The organism is Pluralibacter sp., assembly GCF_019237635.1.
In the GTDB taxonomy this organism is placed as follows: Bacteria; Pseudomonadota; Gammaproteobacteria; order Enterobacterales; family Enterobacteriaceae; genus Enterobacter_B.
This window is the reverse complement of the sequence record NZ_JAFAGS010000059.1, coordinates 1-19,376: the sequence shown is the minus strand read 5'-3', so window position 1 is coordinate 19,376 and position 19,376 is coordinate 1. Positions and strand designations below refer to the sequence as shown.

Here is a 19,376-nt window from a genome sequence, read left to right as displayed (position 1 = left end):
GGCGTGAAAGAGCTTATCGAGTTGCCCAAAGAGGTGTTGCAAAACCGCTTTAACCTGACGGGCGATGAAGGCGTCGCCTGGCTTTTCGCCGGCGCCCCGACCGACGGCCTGATGGGCGGCGGTTTTCTGTATACCAATGCGTCGACGATTTCGCTTGGGCTGGTGTGCGGGCTGCATCACCTGAAAGAGGCAAAAAAATCGGTGCCGCAGATGCTGGAAGATTTCAAGCAGCACCCGATAGTCGCACCGCTGATAGCAGGCGGCAAAATGGTGGAATACGCCGCGCATGTGGTGCCGGAAGCAGGGTTGCGCATGCAGACGGAGCTGGTGCGCGACGGCGTACTGGTGGCCGGTGATGCCGCCGGAATGTGCATGAACCTCGGTTTTACCATTCGGGGGATGGATCTGGCGATTTCGTCTGGCGAGGCGGCGGCCAACGCGGTGTTGGCGGCCATGCAGAGAGCCGATTTCAGCAAACAGAGCTTAAGCGAATACCTGCGGCTGCTGGACGCCGGAGCGTTGCGGGACATGAAAATGTACCAGCGGATGCCCGCGTTTCTCGATAACCCGCGGATGTTTTCGCAGTACCCGGAAATGGCCGTCGGCATCGCCGGGGAGCTGTTCACTGTCACCGGTAAAACACCGGTGCCGCTGCGTAAAACACTCCTGCAGTACGGCAAAAAAGTCGGCTTTATCAATCTGCTTAAAGACGGCCTGAAAGGAGTCACGTCACTATGAGTACGCCCGTCAATGTGGATGTCAAACTGGGCATCAATAAATTCAATGTGGATGAAGAGAACCCGCACATCATCGTTAAATCGCAGCCGGATATGCAGATGATGGAGCTGTTAACCAAAGCGTGCCCGGCGGGGTTGTATAAAAAGCAGGACGATGGCTCCGTGCGTTTTGATTATGCCGGTTGTCTGGAGTGCGGTACCTGCCGGATCCTCGGGCTGGGCAGCGCGCTGGAGAAATGGGAATACCCGCGTGGAACGTTCGGCGTGGAATATCGTTACGGTTAGCTATTTTTCTTCTGGTTCTCCCGTGGCGCCCGGTGCCCGGGAGTTTTTTTGTCCTGCGGATAATTTATTTTGGACATATAACGAGAAATAAAAAATGCAAGCCAGGAATTTTGACGATATTCGATTTACATCAATACATCGCCGGATAATGCTATGGGGAAGCGGGGGGCCGTTTCTCGATGGCTATGTTCTGGTCATTATTGGCGTCGCCCTGGAACAGTTGACGCCGTTATTACATCTTGATGCAGAATGGATCGGATTACTCGGCGCCGCGACGCTGGTCGGATTATTTATCGGCACGTCGTTATTTGGTTATATTTCCGACAGAGTCGGGCGACGCAAAATGTTTCTTATTGATATCGTCGCCATCGGCATTATTTCGCTCGGGACCATGTTTGTTTCTTCGCCAATGGAACTGCTGGCGATGCGGGTGCTTATCGGCATCGTGATTGGCGCGGATTATCCTATCGCCACCTCGATGATCACCGAGTTTTCCAATACCCGCCAGCGGGCATTCGCCGTCGGCTTTATCGCCGCCATGTGGTATGTCGGCGCCACCTGCGCCAACCTGATGGGTTACCTGTTGTACGACGTAGACGGCGGCTGGCGCTGGATGCTGGGCAGCGCCTTTATTCCTTGCGTGTTGATCCTGATAGGCCGCTTCGATCTCCCGGAATCGCCGCGCTGGTTGCTGCGCAAGGGACGCGTGCAGGAGTGCGAGCAGATGATGCTAAAACTGTTCGGCGAACGGGTGGTCTTCGATGAAGAGTCTCAGCAGGAAACACGGTTTATGCAGTTGTTTAATAAGCGCCATTTTCCGTTTGTGCTGTTTGTCGCCGCCATCTGGACCTGTCAGGTGATCCCGATGTTCGCGATTTATACTTTTGGGCCGCAGATTGTCGGGCTGCTCGGTTGGGATCAGGGGCGAAACGCGGCGCTGGGCAACGTGGTGATAAGCCTGTTTTTTATGCTGGGCTGCATTCCGGCGATGTACTGGCTGAACAAAATCGGCCGAAGACCGCTGCTCATCGGCAGTTTCGCCCTCATGACCGTTGCGCTTGCGGTGTTAGGCGTGGTGCCTCATCTCGGTATAGGGCTGGTGGTGGTAGCCTTCGCCGTTTACGCCTTCTTTTCCGGTGGGCCTGGGATCCTGCAGTGGCTCTATCCCAATGAGCTTTTCCCCACCGATATTCGCGCGTCGGCGGTTGGCGTGATTATGTCCATCAGCCGGGTAGGCACCGTGGTGTCAACCTGGGCGCTGCCGGTATTTATTACCCATTACGGCATCAGTACGGTCATGCTGATTGGCGCATTTATATCGCTACTGGGGTTGATTGTTTCTATTTTATTCGCTCCGGAAACGCGTGGGCTCTCCTTATCGCAAACCGGAAAGATAACTATTCGGAAAAAATACGACTGAATGACAGAAATAATAGATTGCTGAAGCGATTTTATTCAAGTTATCCAAAATGATATTTACCTGGATAATTAAAAGTTGATGGAAATCAATTCATGTCTGCGGAAAACAATCACCCTATACAGGCATGCATTGAGTCTTGTACAGGTTGTCAAAAAGGAACAAATAAAAAGAATGGAAGATCAGTTGCTTTTTCCTGAGGGTGTCAATCGTCGTGATTTTCTGAAGCTTTGTACTGCGCTTGCAGCCACCATGGGGTTATCCCCAGGTGCTGCGGCTGAAATCGCAGACTCGGTAACGTCCCCGCAACGCCCGCCGGTGATCTGGATTGGCGCTCAGGAGTGCACCGGTTGTACGGAAGCGCTGCTGCGTGCGACCCACCCCACCATTGAGAATTTACTGCTCAACGTTATTTCCATGGAGTACCACGAGGTTCTTTCGGCCGCCTTTGGCGAGCAGGCCGAAGAAAATAAACACCGGGCGATTGCGCAATATAAAGGCAAGTACGTGCTGGTGGTCGACGGCTCCATTCCGATGAAGGATGAAGGGATCTACTGCATGGTAGCCGGTCGCCCCATCGTCGAACACATCCGCGACGCCGCAGAGCATGCGGCGGCGGTGATCGCTATAGGCTCCTGCGCTGCGTGGGGCGGGGTGGCGGCAAGCGGCGTCAACCCGACAGGCGCGGTCAGCCTGCAGGACGTGCTGCCGGGTAAAACGGTGATTAATATCCCCGGTTGCCCGCCAAACCCGCACAACTTCCTCGCGACGGTGGCGCATATCATCACGTACCAGCGTCCTCCGAAGCTTGATGCCAAAAATCGTCCGGAATTCGCCTACGCGCGGCTTATTCACGAAAACTGCGAGCGCCGCCCGCATTTTGACGCCGGACGCTTCGCCAAACAGTTTGGCGACGAAGGGCATCGTCAGGGCTGGTGTCTCTATCATCTTGGCTGCAAAGGGCCGGAAACTTACGGCAACTGCCCGACGCTGGAGTTCTGCGATATCGGCGGCGGAATTTGGCCGGTCGGTATTGGTCACCCTTGTTACGGCTGCAACGAAGAGGGCATTGGTTTCACCAAAGGGATAGCCCAACTGGCCAGCGTCGAGAACCCTACGCCGCGTAACGCCAAACCCGACGTCAAAAGTCAGGAGGGCGGGCACGTCAGCCCGACGGCCATCGGCCTGCTCGGCGGCGTGGTGGGCCTGGTGGCGGGCGTCAGCCTGATGACGGTAAAAGAACTGGGACGGCAGCAAAAAACGCAGCGTAAAGATGACGAGACGCCATCGCACAAGGAGTAAGCCGTGAACAGACGTCATTTTTTAAAACTGGCATCCGCAGGCGCGATGCTGGCGGGCGTCGCGCCGTCGGCGCACGCGGGCGCCGAGAATAAACCGCCCATCCCGAACTCGCTGGGCATGTTGTACGACTCCACGCTTTGCGTGGGCTGTCAGGCCTGCGTCAGCGAGTGCCAGCGGATCAACCACACCAATGAACCGCACGGCGAAACCTACGCCTACGCGGGAACCGAGCCGACCTGGTCGAACAACGACAAGCTCAGCCCGTACACCAACAACATCATTCAGGTCTGGCACAGCGGCAAGGGCGTGAATAAGGATCAGGTAGACGACGGCTACGCCTACATTAAAAAACAATGTATGCACTGCGTGGACGCGAACTGTGTGTCCGTCTGCCCGGTACAGGCGCTGCAAAAAGACCCGAAGACCGGCATCGTCCATTACAACCCCGATGTCTGTACCGGCTGCCGTTATTGCATGGTGGGTTGTCCGTTCAATGTGCCGAAATACGATTACGACAATCCCTTCGGCAAAATTCACAAATGCGAACTGTGCAACCAGAAAGGCCTGGAGCGGTTGGATAAGGGCGGCCTGCCGGGCTGCGTCGATGTTTGTCCGACGGGAGCGGTTATCTTCGGCACCCGTGAGCAGTTGCTGGAAGAAGCCCGCAAGCGGCTTGCCGCCACGCCGGGAGAAAACTACCGCTATCCGCGTCAGACGCTACAGAACAATGACCGCTATGAGCACCCGGTGGCGCACTACGAGCCGCATATTTACGGCGAGAAAGAGGGCGGAGGCACGCAGGTGCTGGTGCTGTCAGGAGTCCCGTTCGACAAACTGGGTCTGCCTGCGCTGGCGGAGCTGTCGACCGGCGCGCGCTCTGAACATATTCAGCATTCGCTGTACAAGGGAATGGTGCTGCCGTTCGCGGCGCTCGCCGGGATAACCTTCCTGGTCCAGCGCAATATGCGCCATAAGCCCGCGGATAAGCACGAAGACAAAAAGGAAGATAACCATGGCGACGCATAAAATGAGCCCTCTCGGCGGGCGCCTGGTGAGCTGGCCGGTGATGCTGATGGCGCCGTTTGTCGTATTGTGCCTGCTGCTCATCGTCAAGCGTCTGGTATTCGGTATCGGCGACGTCTCCGATCTTAACGGTGGTTACCCCTGGGGTATCTGGATAGCCTTCGATCTGCTGGTGGGAACCGGTCTGGCGTGCGGCGGCTGGGCGTTGGCCTGGGCGGTGTATGTATTTAACCGCGGTGAATATCACCCGCTGGTGCGACCGGCGCTGCTGGCAAGTCTGTTCGGCTATTCGCTGGGCGGTTTGTCCATCACCATTGACGTCGGTCGCTACTGGAACCTGCCGTATTTCTACATTCCGGGCTATTTCAACACCTCGTCGGTGCTGTTTGAAACCGCCGTCTGTATGACGATTTACATCGGCATTGTCGCGCTTGAGTTCGCGCCAGCGTTGTTCATCCGCTTCGGCTGGAAGCGACCGCTGCGTTGGCTGAATAAAGTCATGTTTCTGATTATCGCCCTTGGCGCTTTACTGCCGTCGATGCACCAGTCCTCAATGGGGTCGCTGATGATCGCCGCCGGTTACAAGGTGCATCCGCTGTGGCAGAGCTATGAAATGCTGCCGCTGTTTTCGCTGCTCACCGCCGCCATTCTGGGTTTTTCGATTGTGATTTTCGAAGGCTCGCTGGTGCAGTCGGGGTTGCGGGGCAAGGGGGCTGACGAAACGCCGCTGTTTATCCGCCTGACGCGGCTCATCGAGGTCTTCCTGCTGCTGTTTATCGTCCTGCGCTTCGGCGAGCTTATCGTGCGCGATAAGACGGCGTATCTGTGGCATCTCGATCGTTTCGCCCTGTCTTTCTGGGTGGAAACGTTGCTGATGCTGACCCCGTTGCTGATTTTTCGCTGGAAGCGCAACCGCCGCGACTCGCGCTGTCTGTTTGTCGGCGCGCTGTGCATGGTCTGCGGGGCGGCGTTCTGGCGTCTTAACTATGCGCTGCTGGCCTATGACCCGGGCAACGGTTACGGCTATTTCCCGACCCCCAGCGAGCTGCTGATTTCCATTGGCTTTGTCGCCATTGAGGTGTGTGCGTACATCCTGCTTGTCCGGCTGTTGCCGGTGCTGCCAGCGCTGCCAGCGCATGAACGCCAGAGTGAACATAAAAATTTAGAGGTAGAGCATGAGCCAACGCATCACCATTGATCCCGTCACCCGCATTGAGGGACATCTTCGTATCGACTGCGAGATTGAAGGGGGGAAAGTTGTTAAAGCCTGGTCTTCCGGGACAATGTGGCGCGGTATGGAGGAGATTGTTAAAGGCAACGACCCGCGCGATGCGTGGATGATTGTGCAGCGCATTTGCGGCGTCTGCACCACCATTCATGCGCTGGCCTCGGTTCGCGCGGTGGAGAATGCGCTGGGCATGGAAGTGCCGGTCAACGCCCAGTACATCCGCAACATTATCGCCGCCGCGCACAGCATTCATGACCATATTGTGCATTTTTACCAGCTCTCGGCGCTGGATTGGGTCGACGTGACGTCGGCGCTGAAGGCAGATCCGCAAAAAGCCGCCGATCTGCTGCGCGGTCTGTCCAACTGGCCGCTGAACAGCGCGGCCGAGTTCAGCAAGGTGCAGCAGAAGATAAAAACGTTGGTAGACAGCGGCCAGCTTGGCATTTTCGCCAACGGCTACTGGGGACATCCGGCGATGGCGTTGCCGCCGGAAGTGAACCTGATAGCCGTAGCGCACTATCTGCAGGCGCTGGAATGCCAGCGCGATGCAAACCGGATTGTCGCGGTTCTTGGCGGGAAAACGCCGCATATTCAGAACCTCGCGGTCGGCGGTGTGGCGAACCCTATCAACCTAGACTCGCCAGGCGTGTTGAACCTTGAACGGTTGATGTACCTGAAGAGCTTTATCGACAAGCTGGGCGATTTTATCGAACAGGTTTACCTGGTCGACAGCGCGGTCATCGCCGCGCACTACCCGCAGTGGCTGGAAATGGGCAAAGGCGCCGACTGCTACCTTTGCGTGCCCGAACTGCCTGTCGACAGAAAAGGCGACACCTTCCTGCTACCGGGAGGCTACCTGGAAAAAGGTGTCTTCCGTCCGATCGCCAACCAGCGCGACGACTACCTGCTCAAAGGCATTGAGGAGAGCGGCAAGCATGCCTGGTATCAGGACGATCAGCCGCTGGCGCCATGGGAAGGGCTGACACGCCCGAACTACACCGGCTGGCAGGAAGACGGCAAATACTCCTGGGTAAAAGCACCGACCTTCTACGGCAACGCGGTGGAGATGGGGCCGCTGGCCTGGCTGCTGTGCAGCCTGCAGGCCGGACATCAGCCGACCAAAGACTACTTTGCGCAGGTGAACGTGTCCTACAAGGCGCTCACCGGCAACACGCTGACGACAGAGCAACTGCCGTCGACGCTGGGAAGGGTGGTTGGACGCGCGGTGCATGCCTGCGTACTGCATCAGACGCTGGGTGAACAGTGGCAGGCGCTGGTGACCAATATCGGCAAAGGCGATCACGAGACCTTTATCCCGCCGAATATCCCGCTGACCGGTGAGGTTCGCGGCGTAGGGTTTATTGAAGCGCCGCGCGGGGCGCTGTCGCACTGGGTGGTCATCCGCGACGGCAAAATCGCCAACTATCAGGCGGTGGTGCCGTCAACATGGAACGCCGGGCCGCGCAACTTCAAGGATGAGCCAGGGCCGTATGAGCGCTCGCTGGTGGGAACGCCGGTCGCTGATCCGGCGAAACCGCTGGAAGTGGTGCGCACCATCCACTCGTTTGACCCCTGCATGTCCTGCGCGGTGCATATCGTCGACGCGACTGGCGGCGAGGTGACCCGGGTGAAGGTACTGTGATGCGTATTCTGGTCCTGGGGATTGGTAATCTGCTGCTTGGCGATGAGGCGGTCGGCGTACGTATCGTCGAGGCGCTGGAGCAGCGCTATACGTTACCCTGTCACGTTGAGGTGCTGGATGGCGGCACCTCCGGGATGGAGCTAATGGACGTGATGGCGGGAAGAGATCACCTGATCGTCACCGATGCGGTGCTCACCGGCGCGGCGCCGGGCAGCGTGGCGGTACTGCGCGACGACGAGATCCCCGCGTTTTTCTCCCGCAAAGTCTCGCCCCATCAACTGGGGCTTTGCGATGTGCTGATGGCGCTGAAGCTGACCGAGGAATTCCCCCGGCGGCTGACGCTTGTTGGCGTGGTGCCATCGTCGCTTGAGCCAGGGATCCGCTTAACGCCGGTGGTGAGCCAGGCGATTGAACCTGCGCTGGCGCAGGTGCTGGCGGCGCTGAGGGAGAGCGGTGTCGACGCGATGCTAAAAGAGGTGGCCGATGCCTGATGTCATTAACGGATGGAGGGATAACCCAACGCCGCAGCTGGAGGCGGCATTTCAGGCGATAGCCGACCGGGATATGCGCGAATTGCCGTTTTATCGCCCGCAGATCCCGGTGCGCGCCTGTGGGTTTCAGCGCTTTGAACAGCAGTGGGTAGGCGGCATGCTGACGCCCTGGATGCTGAGCCTGCTGGTGCTGCCGGGGCCGGGCGAGACGTGGCAACGACGCGCCGTGGGGGAAAAACTGGCGTTGCGTTTGCCGTGTGGTGACGTCCGTTTTTCCGTCGGGGAGATAGACGGTTGCGGTCAGTACCTGGCGTCGTCGCTGATGTCGCCGCTTGAAAAACACCTGACGGCGCAGCAGATGCTGGAGCTTGCCGTCAGCACCGTACGGATGGCGCTCTCATTGCCGGTCGCGGACGCCAGCGCCCCGGCTAACCCCGGGCGCCGGGCGCTTTTCCGCCTGTCGCAGAGGAGTTGAGCCTGTGCATGAGTTAAGTCTCTGTCTGAACATGATAGAGCTGATTGAACAGCACGCCTGCCAGCATAAGATCCGGCGGGTGACGGCCGTATGGCTGGAGATTGGCGCGCTCTCCTGCATTGAGGAGCACGCGCTGCGTTTTGGTTTTGAAGCCGCCAGCCGACGTTCGGTGGCGAAAGGTTGCCAACTGTGGCTTGACTATCAGCCTGCCCGCGCCTGGTGCTGGGATTGCGGCACCAGCGTCGAAATTGAAAAGCACGATGCGCCGTGTCCGCAGTGCGGCGGGCACGCGTTACGCATTGAGAGCGGCGATAGCCTGCGGATAAAACAACTGGAAGTGGAATAGCGTTAAGGAGTCGAAGTTATGTGTACTACCTGCGGTTGCGCCAGCGGAGAACGCCACATTGAGGGTGATGAGCATCATCACCATGAACACGAACATGAACACCATCACGGGCACCACCATCATGAGCATGGTCATCACGCGCCCGCCGCGGTCATTATTCACCATCACCACCATTACTCCCATCACGGGGACGTCCATCATCACTATGCCGCGCCAGGCGAGGCGGCGCAATTTACGCCGCTGGTGCAGCCGGAAACCCAGGATCTGCACTATGGTCACGGCGAAGCCGGGAGTCATGCGCCAGGCATGGGGCAGCGCCGTTTGCTGCAGATTGAGCAGGATGTACTGAGCGAAAATAACCGCCAGGCGGCACATAACCGCGAGCATTTTGCCGCACAGCGCATCCTGGCGCTCAACCTGGTGTCCAGCCCTGGCTCCGGGAAAACGACGCTGCTGACGGCAACGCTGCAGCATCTGGCGTCGCAGCGGCTGTGCGCGGTGATCGAGGGCGATCAACAGACCAGCAACGACGCCCGGCGCATTCGCGCCACCGGGGTACCCGCGATTCAGGTCAATACCGGTAAGGGCTGTCATCTGGATGCGCAGATGGTGCATGAGGCGGCGCACCGCCTGGACTTGCAGGATAACAGCCTGCTGTTTATCGAAAACGTCGGTAATCTGGTGTGTCCCGCCAGTTTTGACCTGGGCGAACGGCATAAAATTGCGGTGCTGTCGGTCACGGAGGGCGAAGACAAACCGCTGAAGTACCCGCATATGTTTGCGGCGGCTACGCTTATGATCGTCAACAAAATCGACCTGCTGCCTTACGTTGATTTCTCGGTGGAACAGTGTGTCGCGGCCGCCCGGCAGGTGAATCCGGCGATTGAGGTGATTACGCTTTCCGCGACCAGCGGCGAGGGCATGGATCGCTGGCTTGCCTGGCTGGAGGCGCAATAATGTGTCTTGGCGTACCCGGCAGGGTAATTGCGGTTGGTGAGGATTGTCATCAACTGGCGACCGCCGACGTGTGCGGTGTCGCGGTAAAAGTGAATATTGCGCTGGTGTGCGAAGAGACGCCTGAGGCGCTTCTCGGCCAGTGGGTGCTGGTGCATGTAGGATTCGCCATGAGCATACTCGACGAGCAGGAGGCGCTGGATACTCTGGCGGCGCTGGAGCATATGCGCGCCGTTGGTCTGGCGCCGGATGACGAGGGCCGTGATGCGCTACGTTGATGAGTTTCGCGATCCCGCGTTGTGCGAGGCGGTCTTGCGCCGCATTGAGCATCTGATGTTGAACATGCCGCAGGCGCAGCGTCTGCCGCTGCAGGTCATGGAGGTCTGCGGCGGTCATACCCACGCCATTTTCCGTTTTGGCATCGATAAGCTGGTGCCGGACAACCTGGAGTTTGTCCACGGGCCGGGCTGTCCGGTGTGCGTGTTACCGATGGGGCGGATTGACAGCTGCATTGAGATTGCCGCCCGCCCTGAGGTTATCTTTTGCACCTATGGCGACGCGATGCGGGTGCCAGGACGCACAGGTTCGCTGCTCGACGCCCGGCAGCGCGGCGCCGATGTGCGTATCGTCTATTCGCCGCTTGATGCGCTACAGCTGGCCGTTGATAACCCGCAGCGCGAAGTGGTGTTCTTTGGCCTCGGTTTTGAAACCACCATGCCCGCCAGCGCCATGACGCTACAGCAGGCGCGGCTGCGCAATATCCGCAACTTCAGCCTGTTCTGCCAGCACATCACCATTACCCCGACGCTGCGCAGCCTGCTGCAACAGCCTGATGTGCGCATCGATGGCTTTCTGGCGCCGGGTCACGTCAGCATGGTGATTGGCGCGCATCCGTACCGGTTTATCAGCGAGACGTTTGGTAAACCGCTGGTCATCAGCGGTTTTGAGCCGCTGGATATTTTGCAGGCGCTGGCGATGCTGCTGGAACAGTTTAGCGAAGGGCGCTGTGCGGTCGAAAACCAGTACCGGCGGATTGTGCCTGAGCAGGGCAACCGTCTGGCGCAGCAGGCGCTGGAGGCGGTGTTCAGCCTGAAGGCGAGCAGCGAGTGGCGCGGTCTGGGGGAGATTCCGCTCTCCGGCGTACAGATAAACCCGGAATACGCGGATTTTGACGCCGAGCGGCGCTTTACGCCGCAGGCCCGGGATGTGGCTGACGATCCGCGATCTCGCTGCGGCGATGTGCTGACCGGTCGCTGTAAACCGGCCGCATGCCCGCTGTTTGGTCAGGAGTGTACGCCGCAGAATGCCTTCGGCGCTCTGATGGTCTCTTCGGAAGGCGCCTGTGCGGCGTTTTATCAGTACCGCCGGGAGACGGCGTGACGTCGTGTGTGAAATTGTGCCCTGACCGTTTAACTTTACGGCAGGGTGCCTGATTTTCCGCCATACTGTCAATAATTCTTGACAGCCATCTTCCCGACGGCAGAGAACTGTCTTATTATCCACAGGTCATTGGCTGTTAAGGGTGAAAATTCCCATGCGTCTTGAAGTTTTCTGCGAGGACCGCCTTGGTCTGACCCGCGAATTGCTCGATCTTCTCGTTTTGCGCGGCATCGATCTGCGCGGTATTGACATCGACCCTATTGGCCGTATCTATCTTAATTTTGCTGAGCTTGAATTCAACAACTTCAGTAGCCTGATGGCGGAAATCCGCCGGATTCATGGCGTCACGGATGTGCGTACTGTGCCGTGGATGCCGTCTGAGCGTGAGCACCTCGCCCTGAGCGCGTTACTGGAAGCGATGCCTGAACCGGTACTGTCGCTGGACACCAAAAGTAAAGTCGAGTTGGTGAACCCAGCCGGTTGTCAGCTGTTCGGTCAGAGTCTGGAGCGCCTGCGCAGCCACAATGCCGGGCAGCTCATCAACGGTTTCAACTTTCAACGCTGGCTGGAAGGCAGCCCGGTGGAGTCGCACATTGAGCATGTGGTGATCAACGGGCAAAATTTCCTGCTGGAAATCACCCCGGTGTATCTCGACGGCGAAGACAACGCCCGCGTGCTGATGGGGGCGGTGGTGATGCTGCGTTCCACGCTGCGCATGGGCCGTCAGCTGCAAACCCAGACCCGCCAGGACATGAGCGCCTTTAGCCAGATAATCGCCGCCAGTCCTAAAATGCGCCATGTGGTCGAGCAGGCGCGCAAGCTGGCCCTGCTGACCGCGCCGTTGCTGATCATGGGCGACACCGGTACCGGCAAAGATTTACTGGCCCACGCCTGCCATCTGGCGAGCCCGCGCGCGCAGAAGCCGTATCTGGCGCTGAACTGCGCGTCTATCCCGGAAGATGCGGTGGAAAGCGAGTTGTTCGGTCATGCGCCGGAGGGCAAAAAAGGGTTCTTCGAGCAGGCCAACGGCGGTTCCGTGTTGCTGGATGAGATCGGCGAAATGTCGCCGGGCATGCAGGTGAAGCTGCTGCGTTTCCTTAACGACGGTACCTTCCGCCGCGTCGGGGAAGAGAGTGAAGTGCACGTTGACGTGCGGGTGATTTGCGCCACGCAGAAAAACCTGGTGGAGCTGGTGCAAAAAGGGCTGTTCCGTGAAGATCTCTATTACCGCCTGAACGTATTGACAATGACGCTGCCGCCGTTGCGCGACCGTCCGCAGGACATCATGCCGCTTACCGAGCTGTTCGTGGCGCGGTTTGCCGATGAACAGGGTATTGCGCGGCCAAAACTGTCAGCTGACCTTAACAGCGTACTGACGCGCTATGGCTGGCCGGGCAACGTTCGCCAATTGAAGAATGCTATCTACCGCGCATTAACCCAGCTTGAAGGCTACGAACTGCGTCCGCAGGACATCCTGCTGCCGGATTACGACACCGCAACGGTCGCGGTAGGGGAAGATGCGATGGAGGGCTCGCTGGACGACATTACCCGCCGCTTCGAACGCTCGGTGCTGATGCAGCTTTACCGTAGTTTCCCAAGTACCCGCAAGCTGGCAAAACGGCTGGGCGTGTCGCACACGGCCATTGCCAATAAGCTTCGCGAATATGGTCTCAGCCAGAAAAAGGGTGATGAGTAAAACGCTGAGGAAGACGTCCTGACCCGCAGGTCAGGACGTGGGGATTATGCTTTCAGCACATCCAGTGCGGAGGTGTAGTCCGGTTCAGTGGTGATTTCGTTGACCAACTGGCTGAAGACGACGTTGTCGTTTTGGTCGAGAACCACGACAGCACGCGCCGCCAGACCTTTCAGCGCGCCTTCCGCGATGCCGACGCCATACTGCTGCAGGAACTCCGGCGCACGCAGCGTGGACAGCGTAATGACATTGCTCAGACCTTCCGAGCCGCAAAAGCGGGACTGGGCGAACGGCAGGTCAGCGGAAATGCACAGCACCACGGTGTTGTCCATTTCAGTCGCCAGTTGGTTGAATTTACGCACGGATGCCGCGCAAACGCCGGTATCGATGCTCGGGAAAATGTTAAGCACTTTGCGTTTGCCCGCGAACTGGCTCAGTGCGACGTCGGAGAGATCTTTTGCAACCAGCGTGAAGGCTGGCGCTTTGCTGCCCGCTTGTGGAATGGCGCCCTGAACGGAGACGGGATTGCCTTGAAAATGCACAGTTTGTGACATGATTAATCTTCCTGTTTACATATAGTTAACGTCGTGGCTAGTGTATGCCATCAATAGCGAGCACGGCAAATCCTTTTGTGTCTGGCCGAAGAGGGGCAGGGAATGAGAAGTTTGAGAGTGTATGAGGAAGCCTGGCCGCTGCATACGCCGTTCGTCATTGCGCGCGGCAGCCGTAGCGAAGCGAAAGTGGTGGTCGTGGAGATCGAAGAGGACGGCGTGAAAGGCGTGGGGGAATGCACGCCGTATCCGCGCTACGGCGAAAGCATCGTTTCGGTGATGGCGCAGGTCACGACGGTGTGCGAGGCGCTGGAGGCGGGCGTCAGCCGGGAAGCGCTACAGACGTTGCTGCCTGCGGGCGCCGCGCGTAATGCCGTTGATTGCGCATTGTGGGACCTGGCGGCGCGCAAGGCGCAGAAAAGCCTGAGTGCGTTGCTGGGCGTGACATTGCCAGCCAGCGTCACCACCGCGCAGACGGTGGTGATAGGTACGCCGGATCAAATGGCCAACAGCGCCAAAACGCTCTGGCAGACCGGCGCGCGGTTGTTGAAGGTGAAGCTGGATAACCATCTGATCAGCGAGCGGATGTTCGCCATCCGCGCTGCCGTACCCGACGCGACGCTTATCGTCGATGCCAATGAGTCCTGGCGCGGCGACGGCCTGGCCGCCCGCTGCCAGCTGCTGGCGGATCTTAACGTCGCGATGCTGGAACAGCCGTTACCGGCAGGGGAAGACGAGGCGCTGACGCATTTTATCCATCCGTTGCCCATTTGCGCCGACGAAAGCTGCCACACCCGCGACAGCCTGCCAGCGCTGGCGGGACGCTATGAGATGGTTAACATCAAGCTCGACAAAACCGGTGGGTTGACGGAGGCGCTGGCGCTTGCCGCGGAGGCCAGCGCGCAGGGGTATGGGCTGATGCTCGGCTGTATGCTGTGCACGTCGCGGGCAATTTCCGCAGCGCTACCGCTCACGCCACAGGCGCGTTTCGCCGATCTCGACGGTCCAACCTGGCTTGCCGTGGATGCGAAACCCTCGCTACGCTTTACCAGCGGTACGCTTCATTTGTGATGCTTCAGGATGCCAGTGCAAAAGCCCGGTCATCGCCGCCAGGTATGTTTCACTGGCCTCGTCTGAGGAGATGGGCGGGAATTCGGCGGTGATACAATGCAGCCCGATATCGGCGCACCAGCTGCCGAACGAGCCGGGCGTGGCGTAGCCGACGCTGCTTACCAGCGGCAGTTCGAACGCATCTGCCAGCCACTTTCCCAACGATGTATGGCGGGGGTCTTCAATACAGGCCAGCGGATCGTGAAACGACACCACCCAGGCCGGGTGAATTTTGTGAATAAGCTGGCACAACGCCTGCGTTTCCGGCTCGGATCCAGGATGCTCGCCGGTGAGCAGCACCACATCGCGCGCATCCGCCGAGCTGTTCCAGCGGTACACTGTCTCTCCGGCCTTCCAGTTCGCCGCCGGAAAATTACGGTTCAGATCAACGCCGTTGGCGTTTGCCCGCAGCCCCAACTGGCAGCCGTCCGGGTTGACGGTCAGCACCACGTGATGACGCCGCAGGTCGGGCGCCAAGGTGCGCAGCGCGCAGGAGAGGGTGACAATAGAGGAATTTTCGTCGCCATGCGTTCCCGCGATAATCAGCCCGCTGGCATGGTCGGCCAGCGGCGCCGGAAACCAGATAAGCGGCGCGCCCAGCAGTGAACGGCCGTAGTGTTGGGTGCCGGGCGGAAACGCGCCGCGCTGCTGGCGAGGACGAGTGGCTGGCATAATCATTCCTGGATTGCGAAAGGGTTTCTGGCAGTGTTGTGCAAAACAGGCCGATAATCAAATAGTTTCCGCATTCTGCGTCGGGGAGGGAATAAGCGCCGCGATGCTCAACTTTCTGTCACAAGTCATTTGCAATTCTCCCTGATGAAACAAATAATTATCCGGTTCTTTTATTCTTTAGGGGATCCTATGAAGCTTCCTGTTTCGTTAACCTGCTGCGCGCTGTGGTTAAGCGCGTTTTCTTCGTTATCCTGGGCGGCGGATGTGCCGCCGGGAACGGTCCTTGCCAAACAGCAGGAACTGGTTCGCCATATTAAAGATGAACCCGCTTCGTTGGACCCGGCCAAAGCCGTGGGGCTGCCTGAAATCCAGGTGATCCGCGACCTGTTTGAAGGGCTGGTCAATCAGGACGACAAAGGCAATATTATCCCCGGCGTAGCAAGCAAATGGCAGACCAATGACAACCGAATCTGGACCTTCACGCTGCGTGAGAATGCAAAGTGGTCCGACGGCACGCCAGTGACCGCGCAGGATTTTGTCTACAGCTGGCAGCGACTAGTGGACCCGAAAACAACCTCGCCGTTCGCCTGGTTTGCGGCGCTGGCGGGTATTCACAACGCCCAGAACATCATTGATGGCAAAGCGACACCGGATAAGCTCGGCGTTATCGCGCTTGATGCCCGCACGCTGCAGGTCCAACTGGATAAACCGCTGCCGTGGTTTGTTAACCTGACGGCCAACGTCTCGCTCTATCCGGTCAACAAGGCCAATGTGGAAAGTGATCCGAACTGGACGCGTCCGGGTAAACTGGTGGGTAACGGCGCCTATGTGCTGAAAGAGCGCGTTGTTAATGAAAAGCTGGTGGCGGTGCCGAATACTCAATACTGGGATAACGGCAAAACGGTGATTCAACAGGTCACCTTCGTGCCGATCAACCAGGAGTCGGCGGCGACCAAACGCTATCTGGCGGGCGATATCGATATCACCGAATCTTTCCCGAAAAACCAGTATCAAAAGCTGCTGAAGGATATTCCAGGCCAGGTCTATACGCCGCCGCAGTTAGGCACCTACTACTATGCGTTCAACACCCAGAAGGGGCCGACGGCTGATGCTCGTGTGCGCCTGGCGTTAAGTATGACCATTGACCGCCGCATTATGGCCCAGAAGGTGTTAGGCACCGGCGAAAAACCGGCATGGCGCTTTACGCCTGACGTGACCGCAGGCTTCACGCCGCAGCCGTCGGTGATGGAGCTGATGAGCCAGGAGGAGCTGAACGCGCAGGCGAAAACGCTGTTGCAGGCGGCAGGCTATGGCCCGAATCGACCGCTGACGTTGACGCTGCTCTATAACACCTCGGAAAACCATCAGAAAATCGCTATTGCGGTGGCTTCTATGTGGAAGAAGAACCTCGGCGTTGACGTGAAGCTGCAAAATCAGGAGTGGAAAACCTATATCGACAGTCGCAATACCGGCAACTTCGATGTGATTCGCGCATCGTGGGTCGGCGACTATAACGAGCCTTCCACCTTCCTGTCGCTGTTGACCTCAAGCCATAGCGGCAATATTTCCCGCTTTAATGATCCGGCGTATGACAAAGTGATCCGCCAGGCGACGCTGGAAACGACCGCTAAAGCGCGTAATGCGGATTATAACGAAGCGGAAAAGATAGCCGCTGAGAAAGCGCCGATCGCGCCGATTTATCAGTACACCAACGGGCGGTTGATCAAGCCCTGGCTGAAGGGATATCCGATCACTAACCCGGAAGATGTGGCCTATAGCCGCACTATGTATATTGTGAAGCACTGAGGGTTTGTAAATCCGGAACTGGCGCGGCAACGCGCCAGTTTTACTTGCAACGTTTTACTGTTGCAATACGTCGACAAATTTCGCCAGCCACTGCGGATGCGCAGGCCAGGCGGGGGCGGTGACCAGATTGCCGTCAACATACGCCTGATCGATACCAATGTCGGCATAATACCCGCCGCTGAGCCGGACCTCCGGCGCACAGGCCGGGTAGGCGCTACAGGTACGTCCTTTCAGTACGCCCGCGGCAGCCAGCAGTTGAGGGCCGTGGCACACGGCGGCGATAGGTTTATAGACGGCGTTAAACGCCTGGACCAGCTTCAGCACTTTATCATTTAGCCGCAGATATTCTGGCGCCCGTCCGCCGGGGATCAGCAGCGCGTCATAGTCCTGTTCTTTTACCGCGGCAAAATCGGCGTTGAGAATAAAGCGGTGACCTGGTTTCTCGCTGTAGGTCTGGGCGCCGTCAAAATCATGAATCGCCGTCATGATGTAGTCGCCTTTGGTTTTGTCAGGACAAACCGCATCTACTTGATAACCCAGCATCTGTAATGCCTGAAACGGCACCATGGTTTCGTAATCTTCGGCGTAATCGCCAACCAGCATCAGAATCTTCTTGCCCATGCTCACCGTACCTGTATGAAGAAAGATGTCTAAGATATAGCCTGGCAGAGGAGGGAATGCGAACCGTGGAAAGTGTTATGCATGCAATGTTTCGGTTTTACGCAACAGAAACATTGCATGCCAGGTGTTTTATCAGAATACGTATTTCAGGCTGACTGCCAGAATGTTATCCGTCATGATTCCTGCGTTTTGAGTGAAGGTGTTGTCATTAAGTAAATTGATTTTGTAGTCCACATAGGTCTGCATGTTTTTGTTGAAGTTGTACGTAAATCCGAGGTCTACGAACTTGACCAGGTCCTCTGTATCGTAGGTATTTCCCTGACGATCGGTTCCTAAATCGCTGCCGCGCGTTTGGTTATAGGCGATAAACGGGACCCAACCTGACTCAAAGGTGTAACCGGCATAGAGTTCAACGGCCTGTGATTGGTTTGCAAAGCCGTAAGCGGTCCCTTTTGTTGATCCAAATTTAGCCGCGTTATAGGCCTGGGTGTACATCGCCGCCAGATACAGGTTATTGGCATTGTATTTGATTGCGGCGGTATAACCCTCGGCGTCTTTACCACCGCCCATGATGCCCGGCGCGCCATTCTGCTCATCGGTACGATTGGAGTTAAAGAAGGCGCCAGCCACGCTGATCCCGGAGTTAAAATCGTAGCTTAAGGAGGCGCCATACCCGTCACCGTTCTGCGTCAGTACGCTACGGGTGCCCGCTTCCGCGCCGCCGCTGTCGTTTTTACCCTGGTATTGCAATGCGACTTTCAAGCCATCAACCAGACCAAAGAAATCGCTGTTACGGTAGGTGGCTATCCCGTTACCGCGTTTAAACAGAAACTGGTCGGAACCGTAGGTGCCAGCATCGAATTCCGGCTGCATATCGGTATACGCCGCCGCATCGTACAGGACACCCGTGTTACGGCCGTAATCAAAAGAACTGTTTCCCCAGAATTTCACACCGGCATAGGCATAGCGGGTAAAGGCGTTACTTGAGCTTTCCGGCAGGTTTCCCTGAACTTGATACTCCCAGCGACCAAATCCGACCATATCATCAGAAATTTTCGTCTGTCCTTTAAAGCCAAATCGCATAAAGGTTTTATCGCCATCAGAACCCGGACTATCAGAAAAATAATGCAGGCCATTAATAAAACCATATAAGTCTAATTTGTTGCCGTCTTTATTATAAATTTCAGCAGCGCCTGCAGAGGCTGACGCCAGCAAGGCAGAAATGACGAGCGAAAGTACGCCTGTTTTCATCATTAGGTATCCCTTTAATAATATAAAATATTAGTTGTCTAAGTTATTGAATTACCTGGTCGTAAAAAGTGGAACAATATGAATATTAAATACTCCTGTGTTAACTTCAGGCTAAACCGTAGTGCTTACGGCAATGAACGTAATTCCAGCGTAAAAAATGTTGTGCGTTATTCCATCATGAACGTGCTAATTCGGTGATCTGTTCCGTCTCTGCTTTTGGGTTTTCATCTTGCGCGACGGGAATATCCTCAAAGCCCAGCAGCAGGGTCAGGACAAACGAGAGCACTACCGCCAGCGCCATGACCCCAAAGACCCAGACGATGCTCATCGGGTTGGCCGGGTCGAAGAACTGCACGCTGGTGAAAAGCCCGGGCGCCGCCATCGAGTGGCTG

19 protein-coding genes and 2 pseudogenes are annotated in these 19,376 nt (G+C 57.4%); 16 read left to right on the top strand and 5 right to left on the bottom strand.

Going from position 1 to position 19,376, the window contains the following annotated elements; genetic code table 11:
- From JO226_RS07220 to tyrR, 14 genes and pseudogenes are all read left to right on the top strand, one after another.
- Window positions 1-738, top strand: a pseudogene (locus tag JO226_RS07220) (FAD-dependent oxidoreductase); the annotation flags it as partial.
- A complete protein-coding gene (gene fixX, locus JO226_RS07215; protein WP_293545205.1) occupies window positions 735-1,022 on the top strand; it encodes a ferredoxin-like protein FixX in 288 nt (95 codons plus the stop codon). The pseudogene JO226_RS07220 and the gene fixX, both read left to right, overlap by 4 nt.
- 94 nt (window positions 1,023-1,116) lie before the next feature.
- A complete protein-coding gene (locus JO226_RS07210) occupies window positions 1,117-2,442 on the top strand; it encodes an MFS transporter (protein ID WP_293545203.1) in 1,326 nt (441 codons plus the stop codon).
- 171 nt (window positions 2,443-2,613) lie between these two features.
- Window positions 2,614-3,741: a hydrogenase 2 small subunit gene (gene hybO, locus JO226_RS07205; RefSeq protein WP_293545200.1), complete on the top strand. Its 1,128-nt coding sequence runs from the start codon at window positions 2,614-2,616 to the stop codon at window positions 3,739-3,741.
- Between the two features lie 3 nt (window positions 3,742-3,744).
- On the top strand, window positions 3,745-4,767 hold the full coding sequence (hybA, locus tag JO226_RS07200) for a hydrogenase 2 operon protein HybA (RefSeq protein ID WP_293545197.1): 1,023 nt from the start codon (window positions 3,745-3,747) through the stop codon (window positions 4,765-4,767).
- A complete protein-coding gene (hybB, locus tag JO226_RS07195) occupies window positions 4,754-5,962 on the top strand; it encodes a Ni/Fe-hydrogenase cytochrome b subunit (protein WP_293545194.1) in 1,209 nt (402 codons plus the stop codon). The genes hybA and hybB overlap by 14 nt, the downstream gene beginning before the upstream one ends.
- The gene (hybC, locus tag JO226_RS07190; RefSeq protein ID WP_293545191.1) at window positions 5,940-7,634 is read left to right on the top strand and encodes a hydrogenase 2 large subunit; all 1,695 of its coding nucleotides are present in this window, start codon (window positions 5,940-5,942) and stop codon (window positions 7,632-7,634) included. The genes hybB and hybC overlap by 23 nt, the downstream gene beginning before the upstream one ends.
- Window positions 7,634-8,125: a HyaD/HybD family hydrogenase maturation endopeptidase gene (locus JO226_RS07185; protein WP_293545188.1), complete on the top strand. Its 492-nt coding sequence runs from the start codon at window positions 7,634-7,636 to the stop codon at window positions 8,123-8,125. Before hybC ends, JO226_RS07185 begins: the two co-directional genes overlap by 1 nt.
- Window positions 8,118-8,600 (top strand): hydrogenase-2 assembly chaperone, encoded by a 483-nt coding sequence (gene hybE, locus JO226_RS07180; RefSeq protein ID WP_293545186.1) that lies wholly within the window; start codon window positions 8,118-8,120, stop codon window positions 8,598-8,600. The genes JO226_RS07185 and hybE overlap by 8 nt, the downstream gene beginning before the upstream one ends.
- Before the next feature lie 4 nt (window positions 8,601-8,604).
- Entirely contained in the window at window positions 8,605-8,946 is a 342-nt protein-coding gene (gene hypA, locus JO226_RS07175; RefSeq protein WP_293545184.1) for a hydrogenase maturation nickel metallochaperone HypA, read from the top strand.
- An 18-nt stretch (window positions 8,947-8,964) separates the two neighbouring features.
- On the top strand, window positions 8,965-9,903 hold the full coding sequence (gene hypB / locus JO226_RS07170; protein WP_293545181.1) for a hydrogenase nickel incorporation protein HypB: 939 nt from the start codon (window positions 8,965-8,967) through the stop codon (window positions 9,901-9,903).
- The gene (gene hybG, locus JO226_RS07165; RefSeq protein WP_293545178.1) at window positions 9,903-10,178 is read left to right on the top strand and encodes a hydrogenase maturation factor HybG; all 276 of its coding nucleotides are present in this window, start codon (window positions 9,903-9,905) and stop codon (window positions 10,176-10,178) included. Before hypB ends, hybG begins: the two co-directional genes overlap by 1 nt.
- On the top strand, window positions 10,165-11,280 hold the full coding sequence (hypD, locus tag JO226_RS07160) for a hydrogenase formation protein HypD (RefSeq protein WP_293545176.1): 1,116 nt from the start codon (window positions 10,165-10,167) through the stop codon (window positions 11,278-11,280). The genes hybG and hypD overlap by 14 nt, the downstream gene beginning before the upstream one ends.
- A 154-nt stretch (window positions 11,281-11,434) precedes the next feature.
- Window positions 11,435-12,976, top strand: coding sequence for a transcriptional regulator TyrR (gene tyrR / locus JO226_RS07155; protein ID WP_293545175.1), 1,542 nt, complete (start codon window positions 11,435-11,437; stop codon window positions 12,974-12,976).
- A 44-nt stretch (window positions 12,977-13,020) separates the two neighbouring features.
- Here the strand turns inward: tyrR and tpx are convergent, their stop codons facing one another.
- Window positions 13,021-13,527 carry a thiol peroxidase gene (gene tpx, locus JO226_RS07150; RefSeq protein WP_293545172.1) on the bottom strand — a complete coding sequence of 169 codons (507 nt, stop codon included), beginning with the start codon at window positions 13,525-13,527 and terminating at the stop codon, window positions 13,021-13,023.
- 102 nt (window positions 13,528-13,629) lie between these two features.
- On the opposite strand from tpx, the gene ycjG reads away from it, so the two are divergent.
- Complete coding sequence (gene ycjG, locus JO226_RS07145; RefSeq protein WP_293545169.1) at window positions 13,630-14,595, top strand: L-Ala-D/L-Glu epimerase; 966 nt, start codon at window positions 13,630-13,632, stop codon at window positions 14,593-14,595.
- Here the strand turns inward: ycjG and mpaA are convergent.
- The gene (mpaA, locus tag JO226_RS07140) at window positions 14,563-15,306 is read right to left on the bottom strand and encodes a murein tripeptide amidase MpaA (RefSeq protein WP_293545167.1); all 744 of its coding nucleotides are present in this window, start codon (window positions 15,304-15,306) and stop codon (window positions 14,563-14,565) included. The two genes, ycjG and mpaA, sit on opposite strands and share 33 nt — an antisense overlap.
- Window positions 15,307-15,495: 189 nt before the next feature.
- On the opposite strand from mpaA, the gene JO226_RS07135 reads away from it, so the two are divergent.
- The gene (locus tag JO226_RS07135) at window positions 15,496-17,112 is read left to right on the top strand and encodes an ABC transporter substrate-binding protein (RefSeq protein ID WP_293545165.1); all 1,617 of its coding nucleotides are present in this window, start codon (window positions 15,496-15,498) and stop codon (window positions 17,110-17,112) included.
- A gap of 54 nt (window positions 17,113-17,166) precedes the next feature.
- Here the strand turns inward: JO226_RS07135 and JO226_RS07130 are convergent, their stop codons facing one another.
- The 3 genes and pseudogenes from JO226_RS07130 to JO226_RS07120 form a co-directional block, all read right to left on the bottom strand.
- The gene (locus tag JO226_RS07130; RefSeq protein WP_293545163.1) at window positions 17,167-17,733 is read right to left on the bottom strand and encodes a DJ-1/PfpI family protein; all 567 of its coding nucleotides are present in this window, start codon (window positions 17,731-17,733) and stop codon (window positions 17,167-17,169) included.
- 132 nt (window positions 17,734-17,865) lie between these two features.
- Window positions 17,866-18,984, bottom strand: a complete 1,119-nt coding sequence (gene ompC / locus JO226_RS07125) for a porin OmpC (protein WP_293545207.1) — start codon at window positions 18,982-18,984, stop codon at window positions 17,866-17,868.
- 175 nt (window positions 18,985-19,159) lie between these two features.
- Window positions 19,160-19,376, bottom strand: a pseudogene (locus tag JO226_RS07120) (PTS cellobiose/arbutin/salicin transporter subunit IIBC); the annotation flags it as partial.